At 66.9% G+C, this 22753-nt stretch carries 15 protein-coding genes (1 of these 15 running past the window's edge); 8 read left to right on the top strand and 7 right to left on the bottom strand.

Annotated features, from left to right (window positions below):
• Window positions 1-3537, bottom strand: coding sequence for a response regulator (locus ACWPXE_RS14735; protein ID WP_454018425.1), 3537 nt, complete (start codon window positions 3535-3537; stop codon window positions 1-3).
• 139 nt (window positions 3538-3676) lie between these two features.
• Here ACWPXE_RS14735 and ACWPXE_RS14730 point away from each other — a divergent pair, with 139 nt between their 5' ends.
• Window positions 3677-4495, top strand: a complete 819-nt coding sequence (locus ACWPXE_RS14730) for an ABC transporter substrate-binding protein (RefSeq protein WP_454018424.1) — start codon at window positions 3677-3679, stop codon at window positions 4493-4495.
• 3 nt (window positions 4496-4498) lie between these two features.
• Here the strand turns inward: ACWPXE_RS14730 and ACWPXE_RS14725 are convergent, their stop codons facing one another.
• The gene (locus ACWPXE_RS14725) at window positions 4499-6451 is read right to left on the bottom strand and encodes a potassium transporter Kup (protein ID WP_454018423.1); all 1953 of its coding nucleotides are present in this window, start codon (window positions 6449-6451) and stop codon (window positions 4499-4501) included.
• A 175-nt stretch (window positions 6452-6626) separates the two neighbouring features.
• The gene (locus ACWPXE_RS14720) at window positions 6627-6818 is read right to left on the bottom strand and encodes a hypothetical protein (protein ID WP_454018422.1); all 192 of its coding nucleotides are present in this window, start codon (window positions 6816-6818) and stop codon (window positions 6627-6629) included.
• Between the two features lie 333 nt (window positions 6819-7151).
• On the opposite strand from ACWPXE_RS14720, the gene ACWPXE_RS14715 reads away from it, so the two are divergent.
• Complete coding sequence (locus ACWPXE_RS14715; RefSeq protein ID WP_454018421.1) at window positions 7152-8756, top strand: AAA family ATPase; 1605 nt, start codon at window positions 7152-7154, stop codon at window positions 8754-8756.
• Window positions 8757-8850: 94 nt separating this feature from the next.
• On the opposite strand, the gene ACWPXE_RS14710 is transcribed toward ACWPXE_RS14715, so the two are convergent.
• The gene (locus ACWPXE_RS14710) at window positions 8851-9021 is read right to left on the bottom strand and encodes a hypothetical protein (protein ID WP_454018420.1); all 171 of its coding nucleotides are present in this window, start codon (window positions 9019-9021) and stop codon (window positions 8851-8853) included.
• A gap of 502 nt (window positions 9022-9523) precedes the next feature.
• On the opposite strand from ACWPXE_RS14710, the gene ACWPXE_RS14705 reads away from it, so the two are divergent.
• Window positions 9524-10219: a LuxR C-terminal-related transcriptional regulator gene (locus tag ACWPXE_RS14705; RefSeq protein ID WP_014240789.1), complete on the top strand. Its 696-nt coding sequence runs from the start codon at window positions 9524-9526 to the stop codon at window positions 10217-10219.
• 272 nt (window positions 10220-10491) lie between these two features.
• Here the strand turns inward: ACWPXE_RS14705 and ACWPXE_RS14700 are convergent, their stop codons facing one another.
• The gene (locus ACWPXE_RS14700) at window positions 10492-11235 is read right to left on the bottom strand and encodes a response regulator transcription factor (protein WP_237903525.1); all 744 of its coding nucleotides are present in this window, start codon (window positions 11233-11235) and stop codon (window positions 10492-10494) included.
• A 777-nt stretch (window positions 11236-12012) separates the two neighbouring features.
• Between ACWPXE_RS14700 and ACWPXE_RS14695 the strand changes: the two genes are divergently transcribed.
• The 5 genes from ACWPXE_RS14695 to der all read left to right on the top strand — a co-directional run bounded on the left by ACWPXE_RS14695 (window position 12013) and on the right by der (window position 17045).
• Window positions 12013-12660 (top strand): response regulator transcription factor, encoded by a 648-nt coding sequence (locus tag ACWPXE_RS14695; RefSeq protein ID WP_454018419.1) that lies wholly within the window; start codon window positions 12013-12015, stop codon window positions 12658-12660.
• 192 nt (window positions 12661-12852) lie between these two features.
• A complete protein-coding gene (locus tag ACWPXE_RS14690; protein WP_454018418.1) occupies window positions 12853-13407 on the top strand; it encodes a thioredoxin family protein in 555 nt (184 codons plus the stop codon).
• A gap of 171 nt (window positions 13408-13578) precedes the next feature.
• Complete coding sequence (locus ACWPXE_RS14685; RefSeq protein ID WP_174440526.1) at window positions 13579-14223, top strand: tetratricopeptide repeat protein; 645 nt, start codon at window positions 13579-13581, stop codon at window positions 14221-14223.
• The gene (locus tag ACWPXE_RS14680) at window positions 14223-15605 is read left to right on the top strand and encodes an outer membrane protein assembly factor BamB family protein (protein WP_454018417.1); all 1383 of its coding nucleotides are present in this window, start codon (window positions 14223-14225) and stop codon (window positions 15603-15605) included. The genes ACWPXE_RS14685 and ACWPXE_RS14680 overlap by 1 nt, the downstream gene beginning before the upstream one ends.
• 36 nt (window positions 15606-15641) lie before the next feature.
• Window positions 15642-17045, top strand: a complete 1404-nt coding sequence (gene der, locus ACWPXE_RS14675) for a ribosome biogenesis GTPase Der (protein ID WP_145625897.1) — start codon at window positions 15642-15644, stop codon at window positions 17043-17045.
• Between the two features lie 62 nt (window positions 17046-17107).
• Here der and ACWPXE_RS14670 read toward each other — a convergent pair whose 3' ends face one another.
• On the bottom strand, window positions 17108-18742 hold the full coding sequence (locus tag ACWPXE_RS14670) for a fumarate hydratase (RefSeq protein ID WP_237903529.1): 1635 nt from the start codon (window positions 18740-18742) through the stop codon (window positions 17108-17110).
• A gap of 238 nt (window positions 18743-18980) precedes the next feature.
• On the bottom strand, window positions 18981-22753 hold the 3' portion of the coding sequence (locus tag ACWPXE_RS14665) for a Pls/PosA family non-ribosomal peptide synthetase (RefSeq protein ID WP_454018416.1). The gene runs 211 nt beyond the window's last position; 3773 of the gene's 3984 nt are visible here — the last part of the coding sequence; its start codon lies beyond the right edge, outside the window; the stop codon is at window positions 18981-18983.

Raw genomic sequence — 22753 nt, 5'->3', positions numbered from 1 at the left:
TTATTTGTCTGCGGACGCGTCCATCGGCAGCCCCGTCATCTCCAGCCCGGCCCGCACATCGTCCGGCGGTGTGCAGGCCCGCTCGGCGTCCTTGAGTGCGGCGTCCAAAGCCTGGATGCGATCCCTGCCGATGCCGGCGGCATCCCCGCGGCGGGCCGCGGCGACTAGTCCGCCGGCCAGCGCGGAGGCCTGAGCGAAGCCGACATTCCCCGCGGAACCCTTGAGGATATGGGCCTCGCGTTCCACGGCCCGGAAATCGCCGTCCTGGGCACCCCGCCTCAGCCGGTCGAGATGGTCCGGCGCTTCGCGAAGGAACGTGTCCATCAACAGGCCGAATCCTTCGTCGCCAAGCGCGTCGCGCAAGTCTTGGCGTTTGGCGTGGTCAATGCGCGGCGGCGGGATCTCGGTCTCCGGCGACGGATACCGGGGGGTGGGGCCGCTTCCTCGCGGAAGGCTGCTCCATCGCGCGACGGTATGCAGGAGTTGGTCCGCCACAATGGGCTTGGGCAGGTAATCATCCATCCCTGCAGCCAGGCAGATGGCTTGGTCGCCTTCCATAACGTTGGCCGTCATGGCGACGATGGGAACACGGGCGGCAGTTCCACCCATCCGGCGGATCGCCCGGGTCGCCGCCAGACCGTCCATCTCCGGCATCTGTACGTCCATCAGGACGAGGTCGTAGGGCAGGGCGGCGACGGCGTTGACCGCCTCCAGACCGTTCGACACGGAATCGACCGCGTGGCCGGCCCGGCGCAGCAAGGCCAGCGTGACCTGAAGGTTCACCGGATTGTCCTCCGCCACCAGGATGCGGCGGCGGGCCGAGCCGGTCGATGGGGCGCCGGGTGGTGTCGGTACGGCCAAAGGCCCGCCCAAGCGTGATGGTGGTGGCGGTGAGACGTCCGGCTTGCCGGCGGGACCCGTATCCGGCTGCGCAGCCCCGGGGACCCGCGTGGCGAACAGACGCGACACCGCGGTGCGCAACGCCGTGGACCGGATGGGCTTGGCGATCCGCACGTCGACGACGGCGGCTTCCTCCTCCGTCTCGCCCATGCGATGGGAGGTGGCCAGCGCCAGAGGCAGCTCGGCCAGAGCCGGTACGGCGCGGATGCGAGCGGCCAACTCCGGACCGGTCAGGCCCGGCATGCAATGATCGAGAATGGCGGCGTCGAACGACCGGCCCGTCGCGTGCGCCCTTAGAAGCCGGTGAAGGGCGTCCTCTCCCGTTGCAGCGGACTCGGTCTCCAGGCCCATGGCGGCGAGCTGACGGGCAAGCAGGTCGCGGTTCACCGCCAGATCATCCACCAGAAGAATGCGCCGCCCGGCCCAGACGCCCGGCGCTTGCGGCGCCGATGCGGCGTCCGTCGGAGCGCCGCGCCACAACGGAATGACGACCCAGAAGACGCTGCCCTCGCCGGGCATGCTGTGAACGCCGATCCGCCCGCCCATCAGTTCCGTGAGCCGCTTGCAGATGGCGAGGCCGAGACCCGTTCCACCGTGGCGCCGGGCCGACGACCCGTCCACCTGACTGAACATCGTGAAGAGACGTTTGTGGTCCGCCGCAGCGATGCCGATTCCAGTGTCCCTCACCTCGAAACGAATGGTCACCGGGGTCTCTTGCGGGGCCGGGATCACAGAATCACCCGGTTCCGCTCGGTCATCGGCCCCGGCGGCGGCGGCGTCCTGTTCCACCGACAGCACGATGGTCACGCTGCCCTGGTCGGTGAACTTGATCGCGTTGCCGGCAAGGTTGATGAGGATCTGGCGCAGGCGTCCAGGATCGCCGCGCAAAGGTCCGTGCAAGGCCGGCGGGACGTAGCAAGCCAGTTCCAGGCCCTTGGCGGTGGCGCGCGGAGCCAGAAGTTCCACCACGCTTTCCACCAGCGGCACGGCTTCAAAGTCAGACACCTCCAAGGTGAGGCGCCCGGCATCGATCTTGGAGAAGTCCAGGATGTCGTTGATGATGGTCAACAGCGATTCCGCGGAGTCGCGAATAGTGTCGGCGTAGCCGCGCTGCTCCTCGTCCAGGTGGGTTTCCTGGAGAAGCCCGGCCATGCCGATCACTCCGTTCATGGGCGTTCGGATCTCGTGGCTCATGGTCGCCAGGAATTCCATCTTGCTGCGCTGCCCGGCCTCGGCCTTCTCCTTGGCCTCGGTCAGAGCCCGCTCGACCCGCTTGCGCTCCGACATGTCGCGGAAGAAGGCGGCGAAGAGGATGCCATGCTGCGTCTGCACTTCGGCCAGCGACAGGTCGAGGGGGAACACCTCGCCATCCATCCGCAGTCCGTTCACCTCCCGCGTGTAATTCGGGCCGATCCGGTGGGCACCGGCGGCGATGGCCTTCATGACGCGGTTGTGGGTCGGGTGGTGCTGCGGCTCCATCAACTCCTGCACATGACGCCCGATCAAATTGCCAGGCGGGTAGCCAAAGATGCGGTGGGCCGCGGTGTTCGCGGTCTCGATCACGCCATCCGACCGCGCCGTCAGGATGCCCTCGACGGCGGTTTCCAGAAGCGCGTTGAAACGGGCGTTGCCGTCTTCGAGCTGGGCGTCCTTGCGGCGCAGCAGGGTCAGCGCGGTGGCGAACAGCAGGATGACCAGGCTGGCGCCCAGCGCGATCCCGGCAATCTCCATCTGGTTGGTCCACCAACCCGCCAGCTCCTCGTCCTCGCTGCGGCTGATCGCCAGAACCAACGGCCAGAGCGGCGTGGCGCGGTAGGCGGTGATGCGCTCCTGACCGTCCCGGCCGGTTTCGTGGAACACGCCGCCTTCCGACATGGGAAGATGGACGCGGAACAGCTCCGCCCCGGCCATCGGCGTGCCGATGCCGTCCGTTCCGTCCTGGGGAAGCTGGGCCAGAAGCAATCCGTCCCGACGGTAGAGCGACGCCGTGCCGTGCAGCCCGTTTCGCACCGCACGGAAAATGCTTTGCAGATATTCAGGATTGACCGAGGCGACGGCGACGCCGAGAAGCGTCCCATCCGCTCCACGGATCGCCCGGCTCATCGGCAGGACCCACTTGCCGGACCGGTCGTCCGCAGCGCCAGCCGGCGCCAGAAACCGTCCGCGCACCGGGGCGCCGATGTAAAGACCCTGACTTTGCCCGGACAGTTGGCTGCGAAACAGATCCATCTCCGCGAAGGAGGAGCCGAGCAGACGGGGATCTTCCGTGGTCGCCACCAGAACGCCCCGGCGGTCGAGCACGGACAGGCCGCGGAGATGCGGCGACCGGCGCAACCGTTCCTGGAGCAGCTGGGGCGATGATCCTTCCCGGCCTTCCATGGGCTGGCCATGCAGCAGATTGCCGATGCTGACCGCCTCACCCACCGAGGCCAGCGTCACGTCCACCGCCTGGACCGTTCGGCTGACCGAGGCCTCCAGCGCACTCGCCAAATCATCGATGTTTTCCGCCGCGTTTTTCAACGCCAGGGCGCGGTCGGCGTGGACGTCGTAGGCGACCTCGAACACAAGGGCCATCACCGACAAGAAGGCCAACGCGAGAAGGGCGCCCCGATGCTGGAACAGGGCAAGCTTGGCCATCACGCGTGGCTCCGTGAGGTGTGCTGATGTCCCGCGAATCTTAACAGCGGGCAGGCGAATCGCAAGCATGCGCTGTGTTTCACGAGGGTGCAGTGCTATCCTGTCGCGGTCATTTGAGATGGTTCGGGGGTCCGAGGTCGTGCGGCGTCTTTCCATCGCACTGACGGCGTTGGCGTTTCACGCGGCGCTCCAGTCGGTGTTCCTGGTGTCCGGAGCGGCGCCGGTCCGGGCGGAAGGCCGGCTTGACCGGGTGCAGCGCACCGGCCTGCTGCGCGTGTGCATCTGGCCGGACTATTACGCCATTTCCTTCCGCAGCTCATACAGCGGGGAACTCCAAGGCCTCGACATCGACATGGCGCGGGCCTTCGCCCAAGATCTGGGCGCGCGGGTGAGCTTCGTGGAAAGCGGCTTTCCGAATTTCGTCGCCGATCTGCTGAGCGACCGATGCGACATCGGCATGTTCGGCATCGGGGTCACGGCGGCTCGTGCCGAAAAGGTCGCCTTCAGCCAGCCCTACCTGCGCAGCGGCATCTACGCCGTATCCTCCCAGACGCACCCGCGCATCCTGCGGTGGGACGACCTGGACCAGGACGGCATGGTGGTGGCGGTTCAGAAGGGCACCCTCATGGACGACTACGCCAGCCTCGCCTTCCGCAAGGCCAGCGTCCGCATCGTCTCCGGTCCCCTGGAGCGGGAGGAGGAGGTCCAGTCGGGACGCGCCGACGCCTTTCTCACCGATTACCCCTATGGTCAGCGGATGCTCGCCTTTCACCAGTGGGCGCACCTGATCGCCCCGGAAAATCCGATCCAGACCACGCCCTACGCCTACGCCGTGGCACCGGGGGACCCGCTGTGGCTGGACCGGGTCAATCGGTTCGTCGCTGCGGTCAAGCGCGACGGGCGGCTTGAAAGCGCCGCCGCCCGATTCCGCCTCACCCCCATCGTGGCGCGGGACTGACCGTCAGATCTCGACCTGCGTGCCGAGTTCGACCACGCGGCCTGGCGGAATGCAGAAGAATTCCGTCGCCGACAGGGCCGTCTTCGACAGAAGGATGAAGGCCGGCTCGCGCCAACCCGGCAGGCCGGTCGACCGCGACGGGATCAGCGTCTCGCGGCCCAGGAAGAACGACGTCTCCATCATATCCAGATGCAGACCGAAGCGGCGGCACCGCTCCAGCGCCCGGGGAATGTGCGGCTGTTCCAGGTAGCCGAAGCGCAGGACCACGCGGAAGAAGCCCTTGCCCAGCTTCTCCACCAGGACGGCGCGGTCCGGGGAGACACGTGGCACCTCCTCAATGATCACGGTCATGACGACCACCCGCTCGTGCAGCACCCGGTTGTGCTTGATGTTGTGGAGCAGGGCGTGGGGGACGACGTCGGGGTTGCCGGTCATGAAGACGGCCGTCCCGGCGACGCGCTGCGGCGACTGCGGCGTGACGCGCTGCAGGAACAGGTCCATCGGCAGGGCGTCGGCGTAGAGCCGCTCGGCCAGGATGCGGCGGCCCCGGCGCCATGTCGTCATCAGCGTGTAGACCGCCGCCGCGATCAGCAGCGGGAACCAGCCGCCGTCCGGCACCTTCAGCAGGGTCGCCCCGAACAGCGCCAAGTCGATCACCAACAGGATGGAGAAGGCCGCGACGACCAGCAGGGGATTCCAGCGCCACAGCCGCCATGCCACGACCGCGGCCAGGATGGTGTCGATGGCCATGGCCCCCGTCACCGACACGCCGTAGGCGGCGGCCAGATTGCTGCTGGACCCGAAGCCGATCACCAGGATCACCACGCCGACCAGGAGCAGCCAGTTGTTGCGCGGGATGTAGACTTGGCCGACCTCATGCTCGGACGTGTGGCGGATCTCGCGCCGCGGCAGGTAGCCGAGCTGCACGGCCTGCCGGGTCAGCGAGAAGGCACCGGAGATCACCGCCTGGCTGGCGATGACCGTGGCCGCCGTGGACAGCAGGACCAGAGGCAGTTGCGCCCAGTCCGGCGCCAGATGGAAGAAGGGGTTCTCCAGCGTCTCCGGCTCGTGCAGCAGCATGGCGCCCTGCCCGAAGTAGTTCAGCAGCAGCGCCGGCAGGACGAGGTAGAGCCAGGCGATGCGGATCGGCGCCCGCCCGAAATGGCCCATGTCGGCGTAAAGCGCCTCGGCTCCGGTAACCGCCAGGACCACGGCGCCCAGCGTCAGGAAGGCCACCCAGCCATGGTCGACGAACAGCACCGCCCCATACAGCGGGTTGAAGGCGCGCAGAACGTCCGGCCAGTGCAGCACCTGCATCAGGCCCAGCACCGCCAGCGTGGCAAACCACACCCCCATGATCGGGCCGAAGAAGATGCCGACCCGGCCGGTGCCCTGCCGTTGGAACAGGAACAGCAGGGTGAGGACCGCCAGCGTGATCGGGACGATGTAGGGGGACAGGGCCGGGGTGACGACCTTCAGTCCTTCCACCGCGCTCAGCACCGAGATGGCCGGGGTAATCAGGCTGTCGCCGTAGAACAGGGCCATGCCCAGGATCGCCAGCGCCATGATGGCGCGGTTGCCCGCCCTGGAGCTGAGCCCGCGGTGGGCCAGCGTGCCCAGGGCCAGGACGCCGCCCTCGCCCTTGTTGTCCGCCCGCATGACGAGCAGGACGTATTTCAGCGTCACGACGATGATGAGCGCCCAGGTTGCCAGCGACAGGATGCCGAGGATGGTCGGCTCGTCGAGCGGCAGGCCGGTGTGGGTGAAGGACTCCCGCATGGTGTAGAGCGGGCTGGTCCCGATGTCGCCGTAGACCACGCCCAGCGCCCCCAGGACGAGGGCGGGCATGCGGTTGGCTTGAGGGGGGTGGCCCGGCGGAGTGGAACTGGGAGCGGGGTTGGCGGCCGGAGCGGCGCCGTTCGGTCCGTCGCCGGTTTGCTGGTTGGCGCTGTCCATGATGGTCCGTTCGTTCGGATCGCGGTCCGGGGTCGGGGGTCCCTCCTTGCGGGCGGAACGCTTCGGCCGCGAACCTTCTCCTTACATCAACCGCTCACCACAAGACCATATGGTTCCGGCGGTGCGGGGCCGCCAGCCACAACGTTGAAGCCGGCGGTCTTCTTCGCGTCCGGCGTCACGGGTCGATGCAGGGACAGCGCACGGTCGATACGCGGTCGATGTCCGGTCGTGCCGCCGAACAGAACAAATATGGGACACGCCGCTTGTTGTTCATGATTTGTTCTGATACGGTTTCCTCATCGAAGCGTTGGCCGTGCGTCAACACCGCCCGGTGCAGCGGCGGCAACCGATGAAGGAGGACGTCCATGTCGATCCTGGTTTTCCTGCGTGAACTCGCCGGACTGACGGCCCTGTTCGGCACCCTGTTCGTCTGGACTCTGCTGGGCCACGCCGCCGGATTTTGAGGCACCGCCCCCTCCCGAAAGGAGTCGCCATAAGGGTTGGACCTCCTCCGGATAATAATCCGAAATCCCAGGCAACCGTTGGCGATGCATCGCTTACATCCGGAATGCGTTCACCGCAGCCGCCGGGCATCTCCAGCCAAGCCGGGGCCAGCCGGAGCGGGGCGGGCGACGCGACGATCAGGCCACCGGCCAAGGCCGGCTGGTGACGACAACGCGGAATTCTGGGATCGGGACGGATGCGAAACTTCTTTCGGAAGCGGCGGGCGACCGCCGATGCGGATGACCGGATGTCCATGGGCGGCGGCATCACGGGTGGTGGAGCGGCCGGACCGGGCTCCACCCCGGGCAATGCGGCTCATGGCCACCCGCCGATGCAATCCCAGAGCCCGCTCGCGGGCCGTCCAGCGCCGCATCTGCGGCCGGTCGGTGGCCCCGAGGGCGGCGGTCTCGGCAGCGGCGGTCTTGGTGGCGGTTTGGGCGAGACGATGCGCGGCCCGTCCGGGTTGCGTCACGACCCGCTGAACAGCCCGCTTGGTGGCGGGCTTGGCGGTGGATTGGGCGCTCAGCGCGGCCAAGCCTCCGCCGACACGGAGCTGCCGCGCTTCACGATGACCGTGAACGGCGGGCTGCGCGGACCGGGAGCGGTCGGTGCGCCGGCCATGCTGAAGGGGCTCACCCCCGAACTGAACGGTCTGCTGCGCGAGGCCTTCACGCCGACGCGGCCCAAGCAGCAGCTCAACTCGCTGTTCATCGGCCGGACCGACACGCTGAAGCGCATCATCTCCGCCATTGAGGAAGAACGGGCGCACGTCATCCTGTTCGGCGACCGGGGCCGCGGCAAGACTTCCGTCGCCAACGCCATCGAGAAGATCGCCGGCCAGGCCGGCTACCTCTCGCTGAAGCTGACCTGCAGCGCGGAGTTGAGCTTCGAGGACATCTTCCGTCATTTCCTGAAGAAGATCCCCTCCACCTATTACCGGTCGGGGATCGACAACCCCTTCGCCTCGCGCCGCAGCTTCACCAGCTTCAACGAGCTGCTGCCCGAGGGCGGGTTCAGCGTGACGGAGCTGAACGAAGTGCTGGCCGGCATCCACGCCACCCATGTGCTGCTGATCCTTGACGAGTATGACCGCGTCACCGACGAGGATTTCCGCAACAAGCTGGCCGAGCTGTTCAAGAACCTGACCGACAGCTCGATCCCGGTGACGCTTCTGGTGGTCGGCGTGGCGGAGAACCTGGACCAGCTCCTGGGCAAGCATCCGTCGATCCAGCGATCGCTGGTGCCGGTGCATCTGCCGTTGATGACCGATGTGGAGATCGGACGCCTCATCAACGCGGGGGCGGAAAACGCCGGAATCGCCTTCGCGCCGGAAGCCGTGGACCGCATCTGCGAATTCGTTCGCGGTCTGCCGTATTACGCCCAGCTTCTCGGCCTGCACGCCGCCCGCAGTGCGGTCAGCCGCGGTTCGACGGTGGTGGAGCGGGACGATCTCGCCTATGCCGTCACCCGCTGCCTCCAGGAGGCGGAGCGCGGCATCGTCGACTCCTACGCCCGGGCGCTGGCCGCCGAACGCCGCGCCGAGTTGGAGGATGTTCTGCTGGCCTGCGCGCTGTGCCCGGCGGACGCTTATGGAACCTTTGACCCCAAGGAACTGGCCGGACCGGGCGGCGCCCCGCCGACCAAGGAGGCGCTCGGCATTCTGGAGCGGCTCTGTCGCGAGGAGTATGGCGGCGTCCTGGCTCCGGTGGTCGAGCCGGGCTGGACCCGCTACCGCTTCCGCAATCAGATGATGCGCCAATACGTGCTGATGCGGCAGGCCCACGAGCGCGGCCAGATCTGACCGTCCATCCACGGCAGACCGGTCCGGGGAGGCCCCTTTCCGCTTTCATGCGGGGAGGGGCCTTCGTGCGTTCTGGCGTGCATTCTTCCGAGGATCAGCGCGAATCGAGCAGCATCGCGATGAGGACCGCGCCGGCGACCAACGCACACAGGGCGAGCACGATGGCGAGGCTGCGCAGGAACTGGCGCATTTCCCCCTGTTTCCAGGCGCTTCGGGCCAGAAGCAGCAGGTAGCCGGCCGCCGCCGCCCCAATCATCGTCCACATCGAACCGCGCACCGCCTCTGTCGGGAACGCTCCCTCCGCATGGTGTTATGACCTACGGTGAGGGGGCGGCGGCGATCATAGGACGCCCATGGCAAGGGGTGGATGCGCTTCTTCGGCATGAGTGCCTCCTGTCCGTTTGGGGGCGGGAACTTTCGGCAACCCATATGCACCGGGCATTGCCACCGCGCATCCAAAGCGTGCACGCTTCCGCAAGAAAGTGATAGAGAATGCAGAAAGTATCCATTCGATTGGGGGTGGTGGATACTTTAAAAGAGATGCAGTAATCCATGATTAAAAGTAGCTTTGCGCATATGCCCAATGCGTTCTTCTTTTAATCCCACAGAGTGGTACCGTGTTGCACGACACAGGGGTAAGGTCATCCAAAATATCGGCACGTCAATGCCATCGGTGGGGCACGGGTGGGGAAACCTCGGGTGATTGGTAGCCTACAAGATTGCCCAGGGAGTCAGAGCAATTTTCCAAAAATCGCGGGAGCTGACCAATGGAACCAGTGCGTGCTTTTCTGATCGACTCCAATAAGCTGTTCCGCGAAGGCCTGAAGAGGCTTCTCGACGATTCACCTTTTCAGATCGCCGCCGAGGCGGGGAACCTGCGCGAGGCGCTGAACTCCGTCGAGAACGGACTGCGTCCGCAGCTCATCCTGCTCGATCTGGTGAACGGGGGTGAGGAGGAGGCCGACGGCATGCGGCGGCTGCGCGCTCAGCTTCCCGACGCGCGCATGGTCATCCTGACCAGCGACCTGTGCACCCGCCGTCTCGCCAACGCTCTGGAGGCCGGAGCGGACGGTTATCTGATGAAGGACCTCTCCTCCGATGCGCTGGCCCAATCCCTGCGCCTCGTGATGATGGGCGAGAAGGTGTTCCCGACCCATCTCGCCGCCCTGCTGATTTCCGGTCGGGTGAACGGGAACGGCACCGACATGCCGGTGTCGCGCAAGGGCCTGTCCCAGCGGGAGGTGCAGATCCTGCGCTGCCTGCTGAACGGCGACAGCAACAAGATGATCGCCAACCATCTGAACATCACCGAAGCGACGGTGAAGGTTCATTTGAAAAGCCTGCTGCGCAAGATCAACGCCTCCAACCGCACCCAGGCGGCGATCTGGGCGCTGAACAACGGCATCGGCGGCGAGTTGGCCGGCGCCGCCGGCGCTGTGACCGCGGCGGCGGTCCACCAGTAATCGCACTCCCGCGGTCGTTCCCACCGGTGCAGGCGCCGGACCGGCCAGCCCATACCCGTTCGGGGTGGCTGGCCGGTCCGGCGTTTCCGTGCGGGTCTCAGAGGCTGGCCGGTATGCGTCCGGAAAGCTTCCGCCGTGCAGAGAGCGGCCCGGACGGAAGATTGAGCAAAGTGCCCCCCCAGAGCGTGCACCCATTGCGCGGACAGAAAATATCCCGGCACGGTGGCCGGGATTCTTTCGATTGATCAGGGTGAAACGCGTCCGACGATTCGTCAGGACGTGCCGGTCCGTTGGGCCGGGGCCGCGTGCATATGCGGCGGCACCATGCCTTCCCGGGCGGATTGCAACGCGCCCTGCTGTCGCGCGGCAAAGACGCCGGCCTCCGTTCTGTTGCGGAAGTGCAGCTTGGACAGGACACTGCGCACCATCGACTTGATCACCGCCTCGGACAGATCGAGCTGGTTGGCGATCGTCCGGTTGTTCAGCCCCTGGCCAAGCAAGCGCAGGGTCTCGAACTCCGGTTCCGACAGCCGCGGCAGCAGGGTCAGCCGAATCTCATCGACGCCCAGCCGGGACAGGAACTGCTTGGGCATCAGACAGTGCCCTTCCAGCCCCAGATCCAACAGCTCGTTGATGCGGTCCACGTTGATGTCCTCGAACACCCACGCATCGGCGAAGGCCAGGATGTGTGCGGCGTCCAGCAACTCCCGCGACGACAGCACCACGACGATCCGCGACCGGCGTGACAGCCGCAGATACACCATCGGTTCGTTCTCGCGCAGCGCGGTGAACTGCTGAAGGCCGATCAGGATCGCATCGGGCGTCAGCGTGCTCTGCGTCAGTTCCGATATGTCGTGGAAGACGGTCACACGATGGCGACCGGCCCGGTCGAGCGCCTGCACCACGGTGTCGGTCAGGGAATTGTTGTCGAGAATCAGGCAGACGTGCATGGGGGTCACCGCGTTGCGGGTCGAGTGCGATGCTTTCTCTTGGGCGTACTCATGGTTCATTTGCATGGGTCAGCTCTGTTTGGAGGAGGCATCCACGGCAGGCCCTTGTCGGGCATTATCGCCGCCTGTGTTTTAGGCTTGTCTCGTGCTCTCAATTCGTCGGCGCTCTGTGTCTTCGCGTAAGTGGTTTCGTTTAAAGACTGCATCGAATTTCAGGCATATATCCATCAAACCTGGAAAAAAACTTGACACTGTGATAAACAGTTTATAAATTAGGCGTGTAACACGTAAATCAAACGATAGACGATCACTCAAGATCGTCAAGCGCATCTGAATGGTGACCGGATCACTCCAAGCGATAACTCTTTTGTGACGGACCGCACTGAAAGGCCAGTACAGGTACGTGTCGCAAGGTGGCGCATTCGCACAGGAAAAGGACTGGCCATCCGTACAACGTGTTGCGCCGATGGGATAGGTTTTCACGCATTTCGATCATAGGCGTCGATCCTTCACGCGCGCCGGATGTTTTCCAGGGTGGACATCGTGACGTTCGCATCCTGAACAACCAAACATGGAAAAAATTGCGCTTCCCCTTTCTTTCGTGCAAAGAAATAGTTAAAAGGTAATAGTTCTTGCTTTGTTCAGTCGGCCTTCGCTGTATCGGAGGGCCTTTCCGCGCCGCAAATGACCTATGGCCCTTGTCCGGATATTGGCTCTCTTCCGAATGTGGTAGCAGTTCTTCAAGCCACGGGGCGAAAGGGTAGTTGGATCGCCAACGGGGTGGCCCGGTTAGTCCGGGAGGGCTGATCCGAAGCAACGGGAAAAACGAAGGCGGACGGGGCCATGAAAATTCTGATCGGTGACGACCATCTCCTTTTTCGTGAAGGCCTGCGCCGTCTTTTGGAGCAGCTTCACGGGGACGCGATCTTCGTTGAGGCGGGCACCTTCGACGAGGTTGTTCAGCAATGCCGCGTTGGCGGCGGGTTCGACGTGGTGCTGATGGACCTGCATATGCCGAACTGGCCGGGCTTCGACGGGCTGCGCGAGGTGCAGAGCCTCCAGCCGGGCGTTCCGGTGGTGGTGATCTCCGCCTCCGAGGCACTGAACGACATTCGCGGCGCGCTCGACCACGGGGCCACCGGCTACATTCCGAAGTCGAGCAGCGTCAAGGTGATGATGGGCGCGCTGAACCTCGTTTTCTCCGGCGGCATCTATGTGCCCCCCGGCGCGCTCACCGCAGCGACGGCGGCCTCCGACGCCGCGCCGCGCCGCAGTCGCCTGGACGGCGCGGATCGCAGCGCCTACGGCCTGACCCAGCGCCAGCGGGAAGTCCTGGATTGCCTGCGGGCGGGCAAGTCGAACAAGCAGATCGCCTACGAACTCGGCCTGTCCGAGGGCACGGTGAAGATCCACGTCACGGCGATCTTCAAGTCGCTGGGCGTCAAGAACCGCACCCAGGCGGTGATCGCCGCCGCCGCCATGGCCTCGTAAAGGGGCGGGTCCGAAGGTCACGGGGCAGGGCGGGAAACAAAAAACCGGGTTGGAGACCGACAGGGCCGCGAGCAGGCACGAACAAGGTGCCGCCGCGGCCTTTTCGATTCCGGCTTTCGCCTCACCTCATATACTCATGCCCGAACCCGCGCCGGCGGCGCGTCCGAGGGTCCAGAAGGAGGAAAGACAGCGATGGCGGCGGAAACCCCGGTGTGCGACTTCGGCCGGAAGGCGGAGGATTTCAGCCTGAAGGGAACCGATGGAAAGACCTACAGCCTGGCCGACGTCCAGGGACCAAGCGGCACGCTGGTTATGTTCATCTGCAACCACTGCCCCTATGTGAAGGCGGTGATCGGGCGAATCGTCGAAGAGGTCAACGCGCTGAGAGCCCACGGCATCGGCGCCGTCGCCATCATGTCGAACGACACCGACGCCTATCCCGAGGACGGCTTCGACAACATGAAGCGTTTCGCGGCGGAGCATGGCTTCACCTTCCCCTATCTGCTCGACGAGACGCAGGAGGTGGCGCGGGCCTACGGCGCGGTCTGCACGCCCGACTTCTTTGGCTTCAACGCCGACCTGTGTCTCCAGTACCGCGGCCGGCTGGACGCCTCCAAACGCGAACCGATCCCCGACGCCCCGCGCGAACTGTTCCACGCGATGGTCCGCATCGCCCAGACGGGGCAGGGGCCGACCGACCAGATCCCCAGCATGGGCTGCTTGATCAAATGGCGGAATCCGGCCTGATTCCGCCCAAAGCGCAGCCTTAATACCCGGATGGGCGCCGTTGCGCCTTGACCGCGTGCGGCGCCCAATGCTATCCGGCCCTTTGAACCATCAGAACCGCCCGCCGCAGCCGCGCGCGGGCGCAATCTCCGCTGTAACGGTTTTCGTGCCGTAGGATGCCGCTGTAGAGCCATGAGCGATATTTTCCGCGAAGTCGACGAGGATCTGCGCCGCGACCGCATGGAGCGCGTGTTCAAGCGCTACGGCGGCATCATGCTGGCGGCCGCGCTGGCGGTCGTCGCCGCGACGGGCGGCACGGTGGCCTGGCGCAACTGGCAGCAATCGCAGAAGGAGAGCGGGACGACGGCATTGGCCGCCGCCCTGTCCCAGGCCGCCCAGGGGCCGGACAAGGGCGTCGAGGCCCTGGCCGCCTTCGCCGCCAAGTCCGACCCCGGCATGGCCGCGCTGGCCCAGTTGAACGCCGCCGCCCTGCTGGCCCGCGAGGGCAAGACCGCGGAGGCCGTGGCCGTCTACGACACGCTGTCCAACAACGCCGGCGCCGCCGCGGTCTACCGCGAACTGGCGGCCCTGCTCTCGGTGATGCACCAACTCGAATCCGGCGATCCGGCCCAGCTTCAGGCGCGGCTCCAGCCTCTGACGGCGGATGCCAATCCCTGGCGCTTCTCCGCCCGCGAGATGAGCGCCGTGCTCGCCGCCCGCGCCGGGGACAAGGAGCGTGCGCGCACCCTGTTCCAGCAATTGGCCGACGACTCGCAGGCTCCGGCCGGCGTCCGGTCGCGCGCCGCCGATCTCGCCACCCTCTACGGCAAGAGCTGATGACCCGCATTCCCATGGCCGCACCGACCGCGCACCCCACCGCGAAGCGCCCCTCCCTGCGCACCGCTCTGCTCTCCGCCCCGCTGCTCGCCGTGCTGCTCAGCGGCTGCGACACCGTCAGCGGGTGGTTCGGCAAGACCCCCGATCCGCCCCTGCCGGGCGAGCGGGTTTCCGTCCTGACCCGCGAGCGCAAGGTCGAGGTCGACCAGCGGCTGGTCGGCACACCGGTCGCTCTGCCGACCGCCGTCGCCAACCCGGCTTGGGCGCAGCCCGGCGGCACGCCGGAACACGCCGGCGGCAACCTCGCTCTGTCGGCTACCCCCGCCGAGGCGTGGCGCGGCGACGTTGGCACGGGGGCCAGCAGCTCCCGCTCGCTTCTGGCGACGCCGGTCATCGCCGACGGACGTATCTTCGCCATGGACGCCGACTCGCACGTCGCCGCCCTGGACGAGCGCACCGGGCGCCAGCTCTGGCGCATCGACACCAAGCCGGAGAAGGAGCGCGGCGGCGCCAGCGGCGGCGGTGTCGCCTTCGCTGACGGGCGCGTCTTCGCGGCCACCGGTTTCGGCGAGGTGGTCGCGCTCGATCCCGCCAACGGCTCGATCATCTGGCGCAAGCGCGTGCCGGGCCCGGTCCGCGGCGCGCCGACGGTTGAGGGCGGGCGCGTCCTCGTCCTGACGCTGGACAACCAGCTCACAGCCCTGTCGGCCTCCGACGGTGCCGTGCAGTGGTCGCATCAGGGCATTCTGGAGACGGCGGGCCTGCTGGGCGCCGTCAGCCCGGCGGCCTCGCCGACCCTGATCGTCGCCCCTTACTCCTCCGGCGAGCTGTACGGCCTGCGTCCGGAGAACGGGCGCGTGGCGTGGCAGGAGAGCTTGGCGGCGATCCGCCGCAGCGGCGCCCTGAGCAGCCTCGCCGACATCCGCGGCCTGCCGGTGATCGACCGCGGCGTCGTCTACGCGATCGGCCATTCCGGCCGCATGATCGCCATCGACGAGCGCATCGGCATCCGCCTGTGGGAAGCCGAGATCGGCGGCACCCAGACCCCCTGGATCGCCGGCGACTATCTGTTCGTCGTCACCAACGATTCGGAACTGGTCGCCCTGACCCGTCAGGCCGGTCACGCCCGTTGGGTCGCGCAACTCGCCCAGTTCACCGATCCGGAGGACAAGAAGGGGCCGATCACCTGGTCCGGTCCGGTCCTGGCCGGCGGCAAGCTCTACGTCACCGGGTCGAACGGCCAGATGCTCGCCCTGTCGCCCGCCGACGGGCAGGTGCTGACCCGCTATTCGCTGCCGGCCTCCACCTATTTGCCTCCGGTCGTGGCGAACAACACCCTATATGTCCTGGGCGAGAACGGTACGTTGGTGGCGTACCGCTGATCGCCATCCTTGGTTCTTTATAAGGCCCCCGGCCCGATGTCCTTTACCGTTGCTCTCGTCGGTCGGCCGAATGTCGGCAAATCGACTCTCTTCAATCGTTTGGCCGGCAAGAAGCTGGCGCTGGTCGACGACACGCCCGGCGTGACGCGCGACTGGCGCTCGGCCCCCGCCCGCGTGGGCGGGCTGTCCTTCACCGTGGTCGACACCGCCGGCCTGGAGGACGTCACCGACGACAGCCTGGAGGCGCGGATGCGCCGCCAGACCGAACGCGCCTTGGAACGCGCCGACGTGGCGCTGTTCATCGTGGACGCCCGTACCGGCATCACGCCCCTGGATCGCCACTTCGCGGCCCTGTTGCGCAAGAGCAAGACCCCCGTCATCCTCGTCGCCAACAAGGCGGAAGGCAAGGTGGGGATGACCGGACTCTATGAAGCCTTCGAGCTCGGCCTGGGCGACCCTCTCGCGCTGTCGGCGGAGCATGGCGAGGGCATGGCCGATCTGGTCCAGGCCCTGCTGCCCTACGCCCCGCCGGAACCGGAGGCGGTCGAGAAGGCTTCGGCCCCCGTCAAGGGGGAGGGTGAAGAGGAACTGCCCGTTGGCGACCAGCCGGAAACCGACGAGGAGCGTGCCCGCCCGATCCAGATTGCCATCGTCGGACGGCCGAACGTCGGCAAGTCCACCCTGCTGAACGCCCTGATCGGCGAGGAGCGCGTGCTGACCGGCCCCGAGGCCGGGATGACTCGCGACGCCATCAGCGTCGATTGGGAATGGCGGGGCCGCAAGTTCCGTCTCGTCGACACCGCCGGCATGCGCCGGCGCGCCCGCGTCGATGCCAAGGTGGAGAAGCTGGCCGTCGCCGACGCCCTGCGCGTGGTCCGCATGGCGCAAGTCGTCCTCCTTGTGGTCGATGCCAACCAGATTCTCGACAAGCAGGACCTGACCATCGCCCGCACCGTGGTGGAAGAGGGCCGTGCTCTGGTCATCGCGCTGAACAAGTGGGACGCCGTGGACGACCGCGCCATGGCCCTGCGCCAGGTCGAGGACAAGCTCCAGGCCGCGTTGGCCCAGATCAAGGGCGTGGAGGTCGTGACCATCTCCGCCCTTCAGGGCAAGAAGCTGGACACGCTGCTCGACTCGATCCTGTCGACCTATGGGCAGTGGAACCGCCGCATCCCGACCGCCCAGCTCAACCGCTGGATCGAGGGCGTGCTGGATCACCACCCGCCGCCCCTGGTCGAAGGCCGGCGCGTGAAGATCCGCTACGCCACTCAGGTGAAGGCGCGCCCGCCGACGGTGGCGCTGTTCGTGAACAAGCCGCTCGATCTGCCGGAAAGCTACCAGCGTTACCTGATCGCCCATCTGCGCGAGACGTTCGACCTGCCGGGCGTGCCGGTGCGGCTGCTGCTGCGGAAGCAGAAGAACCCCTACGCGGATGATTGAGCCGTTGCGCCCCCCGTCTCCCTCCCCGCCGGGCGGGGAAGGGAAACGGGGCGCGCCACCGGTTACGCCAGCTTCAATTCCTTGAAGAAGTCGTTGCCCTTGTCATCGACGATGATGAAGGCCGGGAAGTCCTCGACCTCGATGCGCCAGATGGCCTCCATGCCGAGTTCCGGATACTCGACGCACTCCACCTTCTTGATGCAGTCCTGAGCCAGACGGGCCGCGGCGCCGCCGATGGAGCCCAGATAGAAGCCGCCGTGCTTCTGGCAGGCCGCGGTCACCTCCGGGCTGCGGTTGCCCTTGGCCAGCATGACCATCGAGCCGCCCGCCGCTTGGAACTGCTCGACGAAGCTGTCCATGCGCCCGGCGGTCGTCGGACCGAAGGAGCCCGAGGCATAGCCTTCCGGAGTCTTGGCCGGACCGGCGTAATAGATGGGGTGGTTCTTGAAATAGTCGGGCAGCGGCTCGCCGGCGTCCAGCCGCGCACGCAGTTTGGAGTGGGCAAGGTCGCGGGCGACGATCAGCGGGCCGGTCAGCGACAGGCGCGTGCGGATCGGATACTGCTTCAGCGTGGCGAGAATCTCGCTCATGGGCTGGTTGAGATCGATCTTCACCACCTCGCCGGCCAGATCGCCGTCGGTGATCTCCGGCAGGTACTTGGCCGGATCGGTCTCCAGCTGCTCCAGGAAGATGCCGTCCTTGGTGATCTTGCCCACCGCCTGACGGTCGGCCGAGCAGGACACGCCGACGCCGATCGGCATGGAGGCGCCGTGGCGCGGCAGGCGGATGACGCGGACGTCGTGGCAGAAATACTTGCCGCCGAACTGCGCGCCGATGCCCATGGTCTGGGTCAGCTTGTGCACCTCCGCCTCCATGGCGAGGTCACGGAAGGCGTGCGCGTCCTCGCCGCCCTCGGTCGGCAGGTTGTCGAGGTAGCGGGCCGAGGCCAGCTTCACCGTCTTCAGATTCTGCTCCGCCGACAGGCCGCCGATGACGATGGCGAGGTGGTAGGGCGGGCAGGCCGAGGTGCCGAGGTAACGGATCTTGTCCTCGAGGAACTTCAGCAGCCGGTCCGGCGCCAGCACCGACGGGGTGGCCTGATGCAGGAAGGTCTTGTTGGCCGACCCGCCGCCCTTGGCCATGAACAGGAACTTGTAGGCGTCCTCACCCTCGGCGTAGATCTCGACTTGGCCCGGCAGGTTGTTGCGGGTGTTCTTCTCTTCGTACATGGAGATCGGGGCGAGCTGGCTGTAGCGCAGGTTGCGCTTCAGGTAGGCGTCGCGGGCGCCTTCCGACAGCGCGGCCTCGTCGCCACCCTTGGTGAAGACGCGGCGGCCCTTCTTGCCCATGATGATGGCGGTGCCGGTGTCCTGGCACATGGGCAGCGTGCCGGCAGCGGCAATGTTGGCGTTCTTCAGCAGATCGAGCGCCACGAACTTGTCGTTCGGCGAGGCTTCCGGATCGTCGAGGATCGCGCGGATCTGGCCGAGATGGCCGGGACGCAGCAGGTGGTTGATATCCTTGAAGGCCTCTTCGGCCAGCAGGCGCAGGCCCTCCGGTTCCACCTTCAGGATTTGCTCGCCGTCGAACTCGACGACCGAGACGTGATCCGAGGTCAGCTTGCGGTAGGTCGTGTCGTCCTTGGCCAGCGGAAACAGCGTCGCGGCGCCGCGGGCGGGGCTGATGTCATCGGGCATTCGGGGGGCTTCCTTCCTGTTTTTGGGTCACAGGCCCCGATGCGGCGCGTTGGAGCGCGCAAAAGGGCCAGGGCCACGCTCGCGCACCGTTATACACCCCTGCGCCCGGCGCACAACGGGAACGGAACGCCCTGCGGCGTTAAGGAAAGGGTCTGACCTCGGCCCGGAAACGATGCGGCCCGGACCCACCACCGAAGCGCTGGAAGCCGGGCCGCAACACACCAACACGGGCAAGACCTTACGCAGCGCTCTTGAACTGAGCCGTCAACTCGGGCTGACCCTCGACGACCGGCTCCGCCGGGGCGCCGGCCCATTCCGTGTGTGCCGGAATTTCCTCGCCCTTCATGACCAGGGTCAGCGGGCCGAGATGGGCGTAATCGCCGACGCTGGTGTCGTACAGCACGGTGGACCCGGCGCCGATGGTAACGCCGCGGCCGACCTTCACGCAGCCGACCTTCATCACGCGGTCCTCGTAGAGGTGGGTCTGCAGGGCCGACAGGGCGTTCACCGCGCTGTGGTCACCGACCGAGACGCAGTCGAACTCCGTGATGTCGGTGGTGTCCATGAAGACGCCCTCGCCGAACCTGGTGCCGAACAGGCGCAGCACCCAGGGCAGCATCGGCGTGCCGCGCAGATGGTCGAGCAGCACCTTGCCGGCAAGGCCCCAGTAGAGCACAGCCACCGCTTCGGTCTTCATGGCCCACCAGGACCACATCGGCTTCACGGTGGGCGTGTAGCGGCCCATCAGCAGCCACTTCACCAGAATGACCACCGCGACCATCGCCACCGGGATGGCGACGCTGACCGCCAGGAACTGCGCCAGGAAAGCGCCGTAACGCTGCTCCAGGATGGCCGGGGCGAACAGCTCCACCGCCAGCGTGCCGAAGGTGATGAACAGCATCGTCGGCATCGACAGGCTGAAGGCCTCGAACACCGCGCGGCCCAGACGTCGGGCCTTGGACGGCTCATAGGTCCAGTTGGCGCCGACACCGTCGAAGCGCTGGCGCACCGGCAGCTTGATCGGCGGGCTGCCGAACCACGTCTCCCCGGCGGACATCGCCTCGTTGGCGGGCGGCTTCGACTTGATGCCGATCAGGGAGCCGGTGGGGATGCAGGCCCCCGCCGGAACCACCGCGTCGTTGCCGACGAACACGCGCGCCTCGGTCTTCACCGGCTTCAGGAACATCCAGCCGCGGCGAATGTCCTCGTCGCCCAGAACCACCTCGTCGGCGATGAAGCACTTCTCGCCGATCTCGACGAGGTCGTAGCGCCCGGCGAGGTTGGTCGAGATCTCCGCGTCCTTGCCGATCTTGGCGCCCATCAGCCGGTACCACGCCCGCATGTAGACCGTGGCGTAGAGCGAGCTGAGCGTGTCGAGCATCACCTCGGTGGACAGCGCCACCATCCATTTGCGCAGGTAGAAGCCGCTGTGCACCGAGTAGGTGCCGGCCTCGACGCGCGGCAGGACGATCCAGCGCACGGCAGCGATCATGCAGACCGTCACCGCGACCAGCGCCATGGCGGTCGGCCAAGCGATCAGCGGCAGGTAATAGAGGTAGCTGACTCCGAACACCGACCCCAGCACCCCGTCCAGATTGTCGAACAGGTAGAAGGCCGGGAAGATCGGCATCAGCGAGATCGGCGGCAGGGCGAGCAGCATCGCCGTGTAAAAGGCGGCGTTCAGCCCGCGGCGCCGCCGTCCGGCGGTCGCCGGGGCGGGCAATTCCGCCCGATCGACGCTGCCGATGCGGCGGGCGGGCGAACCGTCCCAGCGCTCATAGGCGCCGGTGCGTGCGCCGGCGGGCAGGGCGGTCAGGTCGGCCAGCTCCGTGCCGTGACCGACCACCGCGTCCATGCCGATGACGCAAGACGTCCCGATATAGGCGTCCGCGCCGATGTCCACCGCACCGATGACCAGCTCGTTCCCGATCACCTCGGCGTTCGCCAGCTTCACCTTGCCGCCGATCGAAGCGCCGGCGCCGATGGTCACGAGGTCGATGGCCCCGGACTCGAACTCGCCGATCAGCGCCTCGTCGCCCACCTTGGCGCCGAGCGCGCGCAGGAGGACCCGCATGACCGGCGAGCCCTGGAACCACTTCAGGTGGACGAGGCTGATGAAGCGCTGCGCCAGCCACCAGCGGTAATAATAGGCGCCCCACAGCGGGTAACGCCCGGGCTTCGTCCGCCCGATGACCAGCCACTTGGCCGCGACGGCGATCACCACCGTGGCCGCGTTGATGATCATATAGACGCCGAGCAGCGTGGCGATTTCCTGAAGGAAATTCGCGTCTTCGCCTGACAGCAGCATGTAGCTGACGAAGACGCCGAGCCACTGCGCCGTCATCAGCGCCAGGATGAAGGGCAGGGCCGCCGCCTGCGCCGCCCCGCAGAGGAAGCGGCGGATCAGGGGCGGCGGCGTGAAGGAGCGGTCCTTGCGCTCCGCCCCGCCGCCATTGCCGCCGTGCGGCGCGCGGGCGTCCAGCCGCTCGGCCATGGCGCGCAGGCTGCGGGCGCCATAGACGTCCTGCAGGGTCAGCCCGTCGAGATGCCGGGTCTCCCGCACCGCCGACACGAACCGCGCGGCGAGCAGCGAATGCCCGCCCAGATCCATGAAGAAGTCGGCTTCCAGCGGCACCGCCTGACCGGGGAAGACGCGCTTGGCGGCTTCCAACAGGGCGGCCTCCGTCGGGGTCTGCGGCTCGTCCTGCTCGCCGGGGCCGGTGTCGTCGGTCAGCGGGGCAGCCTGCAGCGCCTTGCGGTCAGCCTTGCCGGAGGTCAGGCGGGGCAGGCGGTCCGTCACCTCGAAATGCGACGGCACCATGTAGCTCGGCAACTGGGCGCGCAACTGGTCGCGCAGCGCCGTCTTGTCCAGCGCGGCGCCGGCCTGCGGCACCAGAAAGGCGACCAGCCGGTCCAGCCCGTTGTCGTTGCGCAGCACCACGGTGGCCTGATTCACGCCGGCCATGTCGGTCAGCTTGGCCTCGATCTCGCCCAGTTCCAGCCGGAAGCCGCGGATCTTGACTTGGTCGTCGATGCGGCCGTGGAACAGCAGGTTGCCGTTCGGATCGACGCTCACCGCGTCGCCGGAGCGGTAGAGCACCGGGTCGTTGCCGTGGATGGCGAAGCTGTTGCGGATGAACTTCTCGGCGGTCAGATCCGGACGCCCCAGATAGCCCTGCGCCACTCCTGGCCCGCCGATCAGCAACTCGCCCTGGGTGCCGGGGGCGACCAGCGCCATCGCCTCGTCCACCACATAGCAGCTGTAGTTCGGAATCGGCCGGCCGATGGTGACCGGCTCGTCCGGGTGAACCTCGGCCACGGTGGCGACGACGGTCGCCTCCGTCGGGCCATAGCTGTTGAAGATCGTCCGACCCGGGCGGCACCAGCGCGCGGCCACCGCGGGCGGGCAGGATTCGCCGCCCAGGATGACAATGCGCAGGCTGGGCACGTCCTTGGGCAGCATGGCGAGCAGGGTGGGCACGGTGTCCAGCACGGTGATCCCAGCGTCGTTCAGCACGTCGGCCAGCCGGTCGGCCTCGTCCAGCACTTGCCGGCTCGCCACCCAGAGCGTCGCGCCGACCAGATACGGCACGAAGATCTCCTCAAGCGACAGGTCGAAGGCCACAGACGCGCCCTGGAAGGCGACATCCTCGCCGGTGATGCCGTACAGGCAGTTGGCGGCGCGCAGGTAGTGGCAGATGTTGGCGTGGCTGATGACGATGCCCTTGGGCTTGCCGGTGGAGCCCGAGGTGTAGATCGCGTAGGCCGGATGATCCCGGGTGACGCCCTCCGCGCGCAGATCGGGCGCACGCTCGTCATCACAGTTCATATCCTCCAGCCGCAGCGCCGGCACGGAGAGCCCGGTCGCCTTCGACGCGGTTACGGTGTCCACCAGGACGGCCGGCGCGGCGCAGTCGGCAAGACTGACCGCCACGCGTTCGGCGGGCGCGTCGGCGTCGAAGGGCAGATAGGCCGCGCCGGCCTTCAGAATGCCGAGCAGCGCCACATGCA

It is taken from the genome of Azospirillum sp. Marseille-Q6669, assembly GCF_965111635.1.
Note: the sequence above shows the minus strand (reverse complement) of the source record. Positions and strands in the feature narration are given on the sequence as shown.

Bases quoted from the DNA above. Each gene is read 5' to 3' on its own strand.
- ACWPXE_RS14735 (WP_454018425.1), bottom strand. From the start codon at position 3,537: ATGGCCAAGCTTGCCCTGTTCCAGCATCGGGGCGCCCTTCTCGCGTTG.
- ACWPXE_RS14725 (WP_454018423.1), bottom strand. From the start codon at position 6,451: ATGGACAGCGCCAACCAGCAAACCGGCGACGGACCGAACGGCGCCGCT.
- ACWPXE_RS14720 (WP_454018422.1), bottom strand. From the start codon at position 6,818: ATGGACGTCCTCCTTCATCGGTTGCCGCCGCTGCACCGGGCGGTGTTG.
- ACWPXE_RS14715 (WP_454018421.1), top strand. From the start codon at position 7,152: ATGCGAAACTTCTTTCGGAAGCGGCGGGCGACCGCCGATGCGGATGAC.
- ACWPXE_RS14710 (WP_454018420.1), bottom strand. From the start codon at position 9,021: ATGTGGACGATGATTGGGGCGGCGGCGGCCGGCTACCTGCTGCTTCTG.
- ACWPXE_RS14705 (WP_014240789.1), top strand. From the start codon at position 9,524: ATGGAACCAGTGCGTGCTTTTCTGATCGACTCCAATAAGCTGTTCCGC.
- ACWPXE_RS14700 (WP_237903525.1), bottom strand. From the start codon at position 11,235: ATGCAAATGAACCATGAGTACGCCCAAGAGAAAGCATCGCACTCGACC.
- ACWPXE_RS14695 (WP_454018419.1), top strand. From the start codon at position 12,013: ATGAAAATTCTGATCGGTGACGACCATCTCCTTTTTCGTGAAGGCCTG.
- ACWPXE_RS14690 (WP_454018418.1), top strand. From the start codon at position 12,853: ATGGCGGCGGAAACCCCGGTGTGCGACTTCGGCCGGAAGGCGGAGGAT.
- ACWPXE_RS14685 (WP_174440526.1), top strand. From the start codon at position 13,579: ATGAGCGATATTTTCCGCGAAGTCGACGAGGATCTGCGCCGCGACCGC.
- ACWPXE_RS14680 (WP_454018417.1), top strand. From the start codon at position 14,223: ATGACCCGCATTCCCATGGCCGCACCGACCGCGCACCCCACCGCGAAG.
- der (WP_145625897.1), top strand. From the start codon at position 15,642: ATGTCCTTTACCGTTGCTCTCGTCGGTCGGCCGAATGTCGGCAAATCG.
- ACWPXE_RS14670 (WP_237903529.1), bottom strand. From the start codon at position 18,742: ATGCCCGATGACATCAGCCCCGCCCGCGGCGCCGCGACGCTGTTTCCG.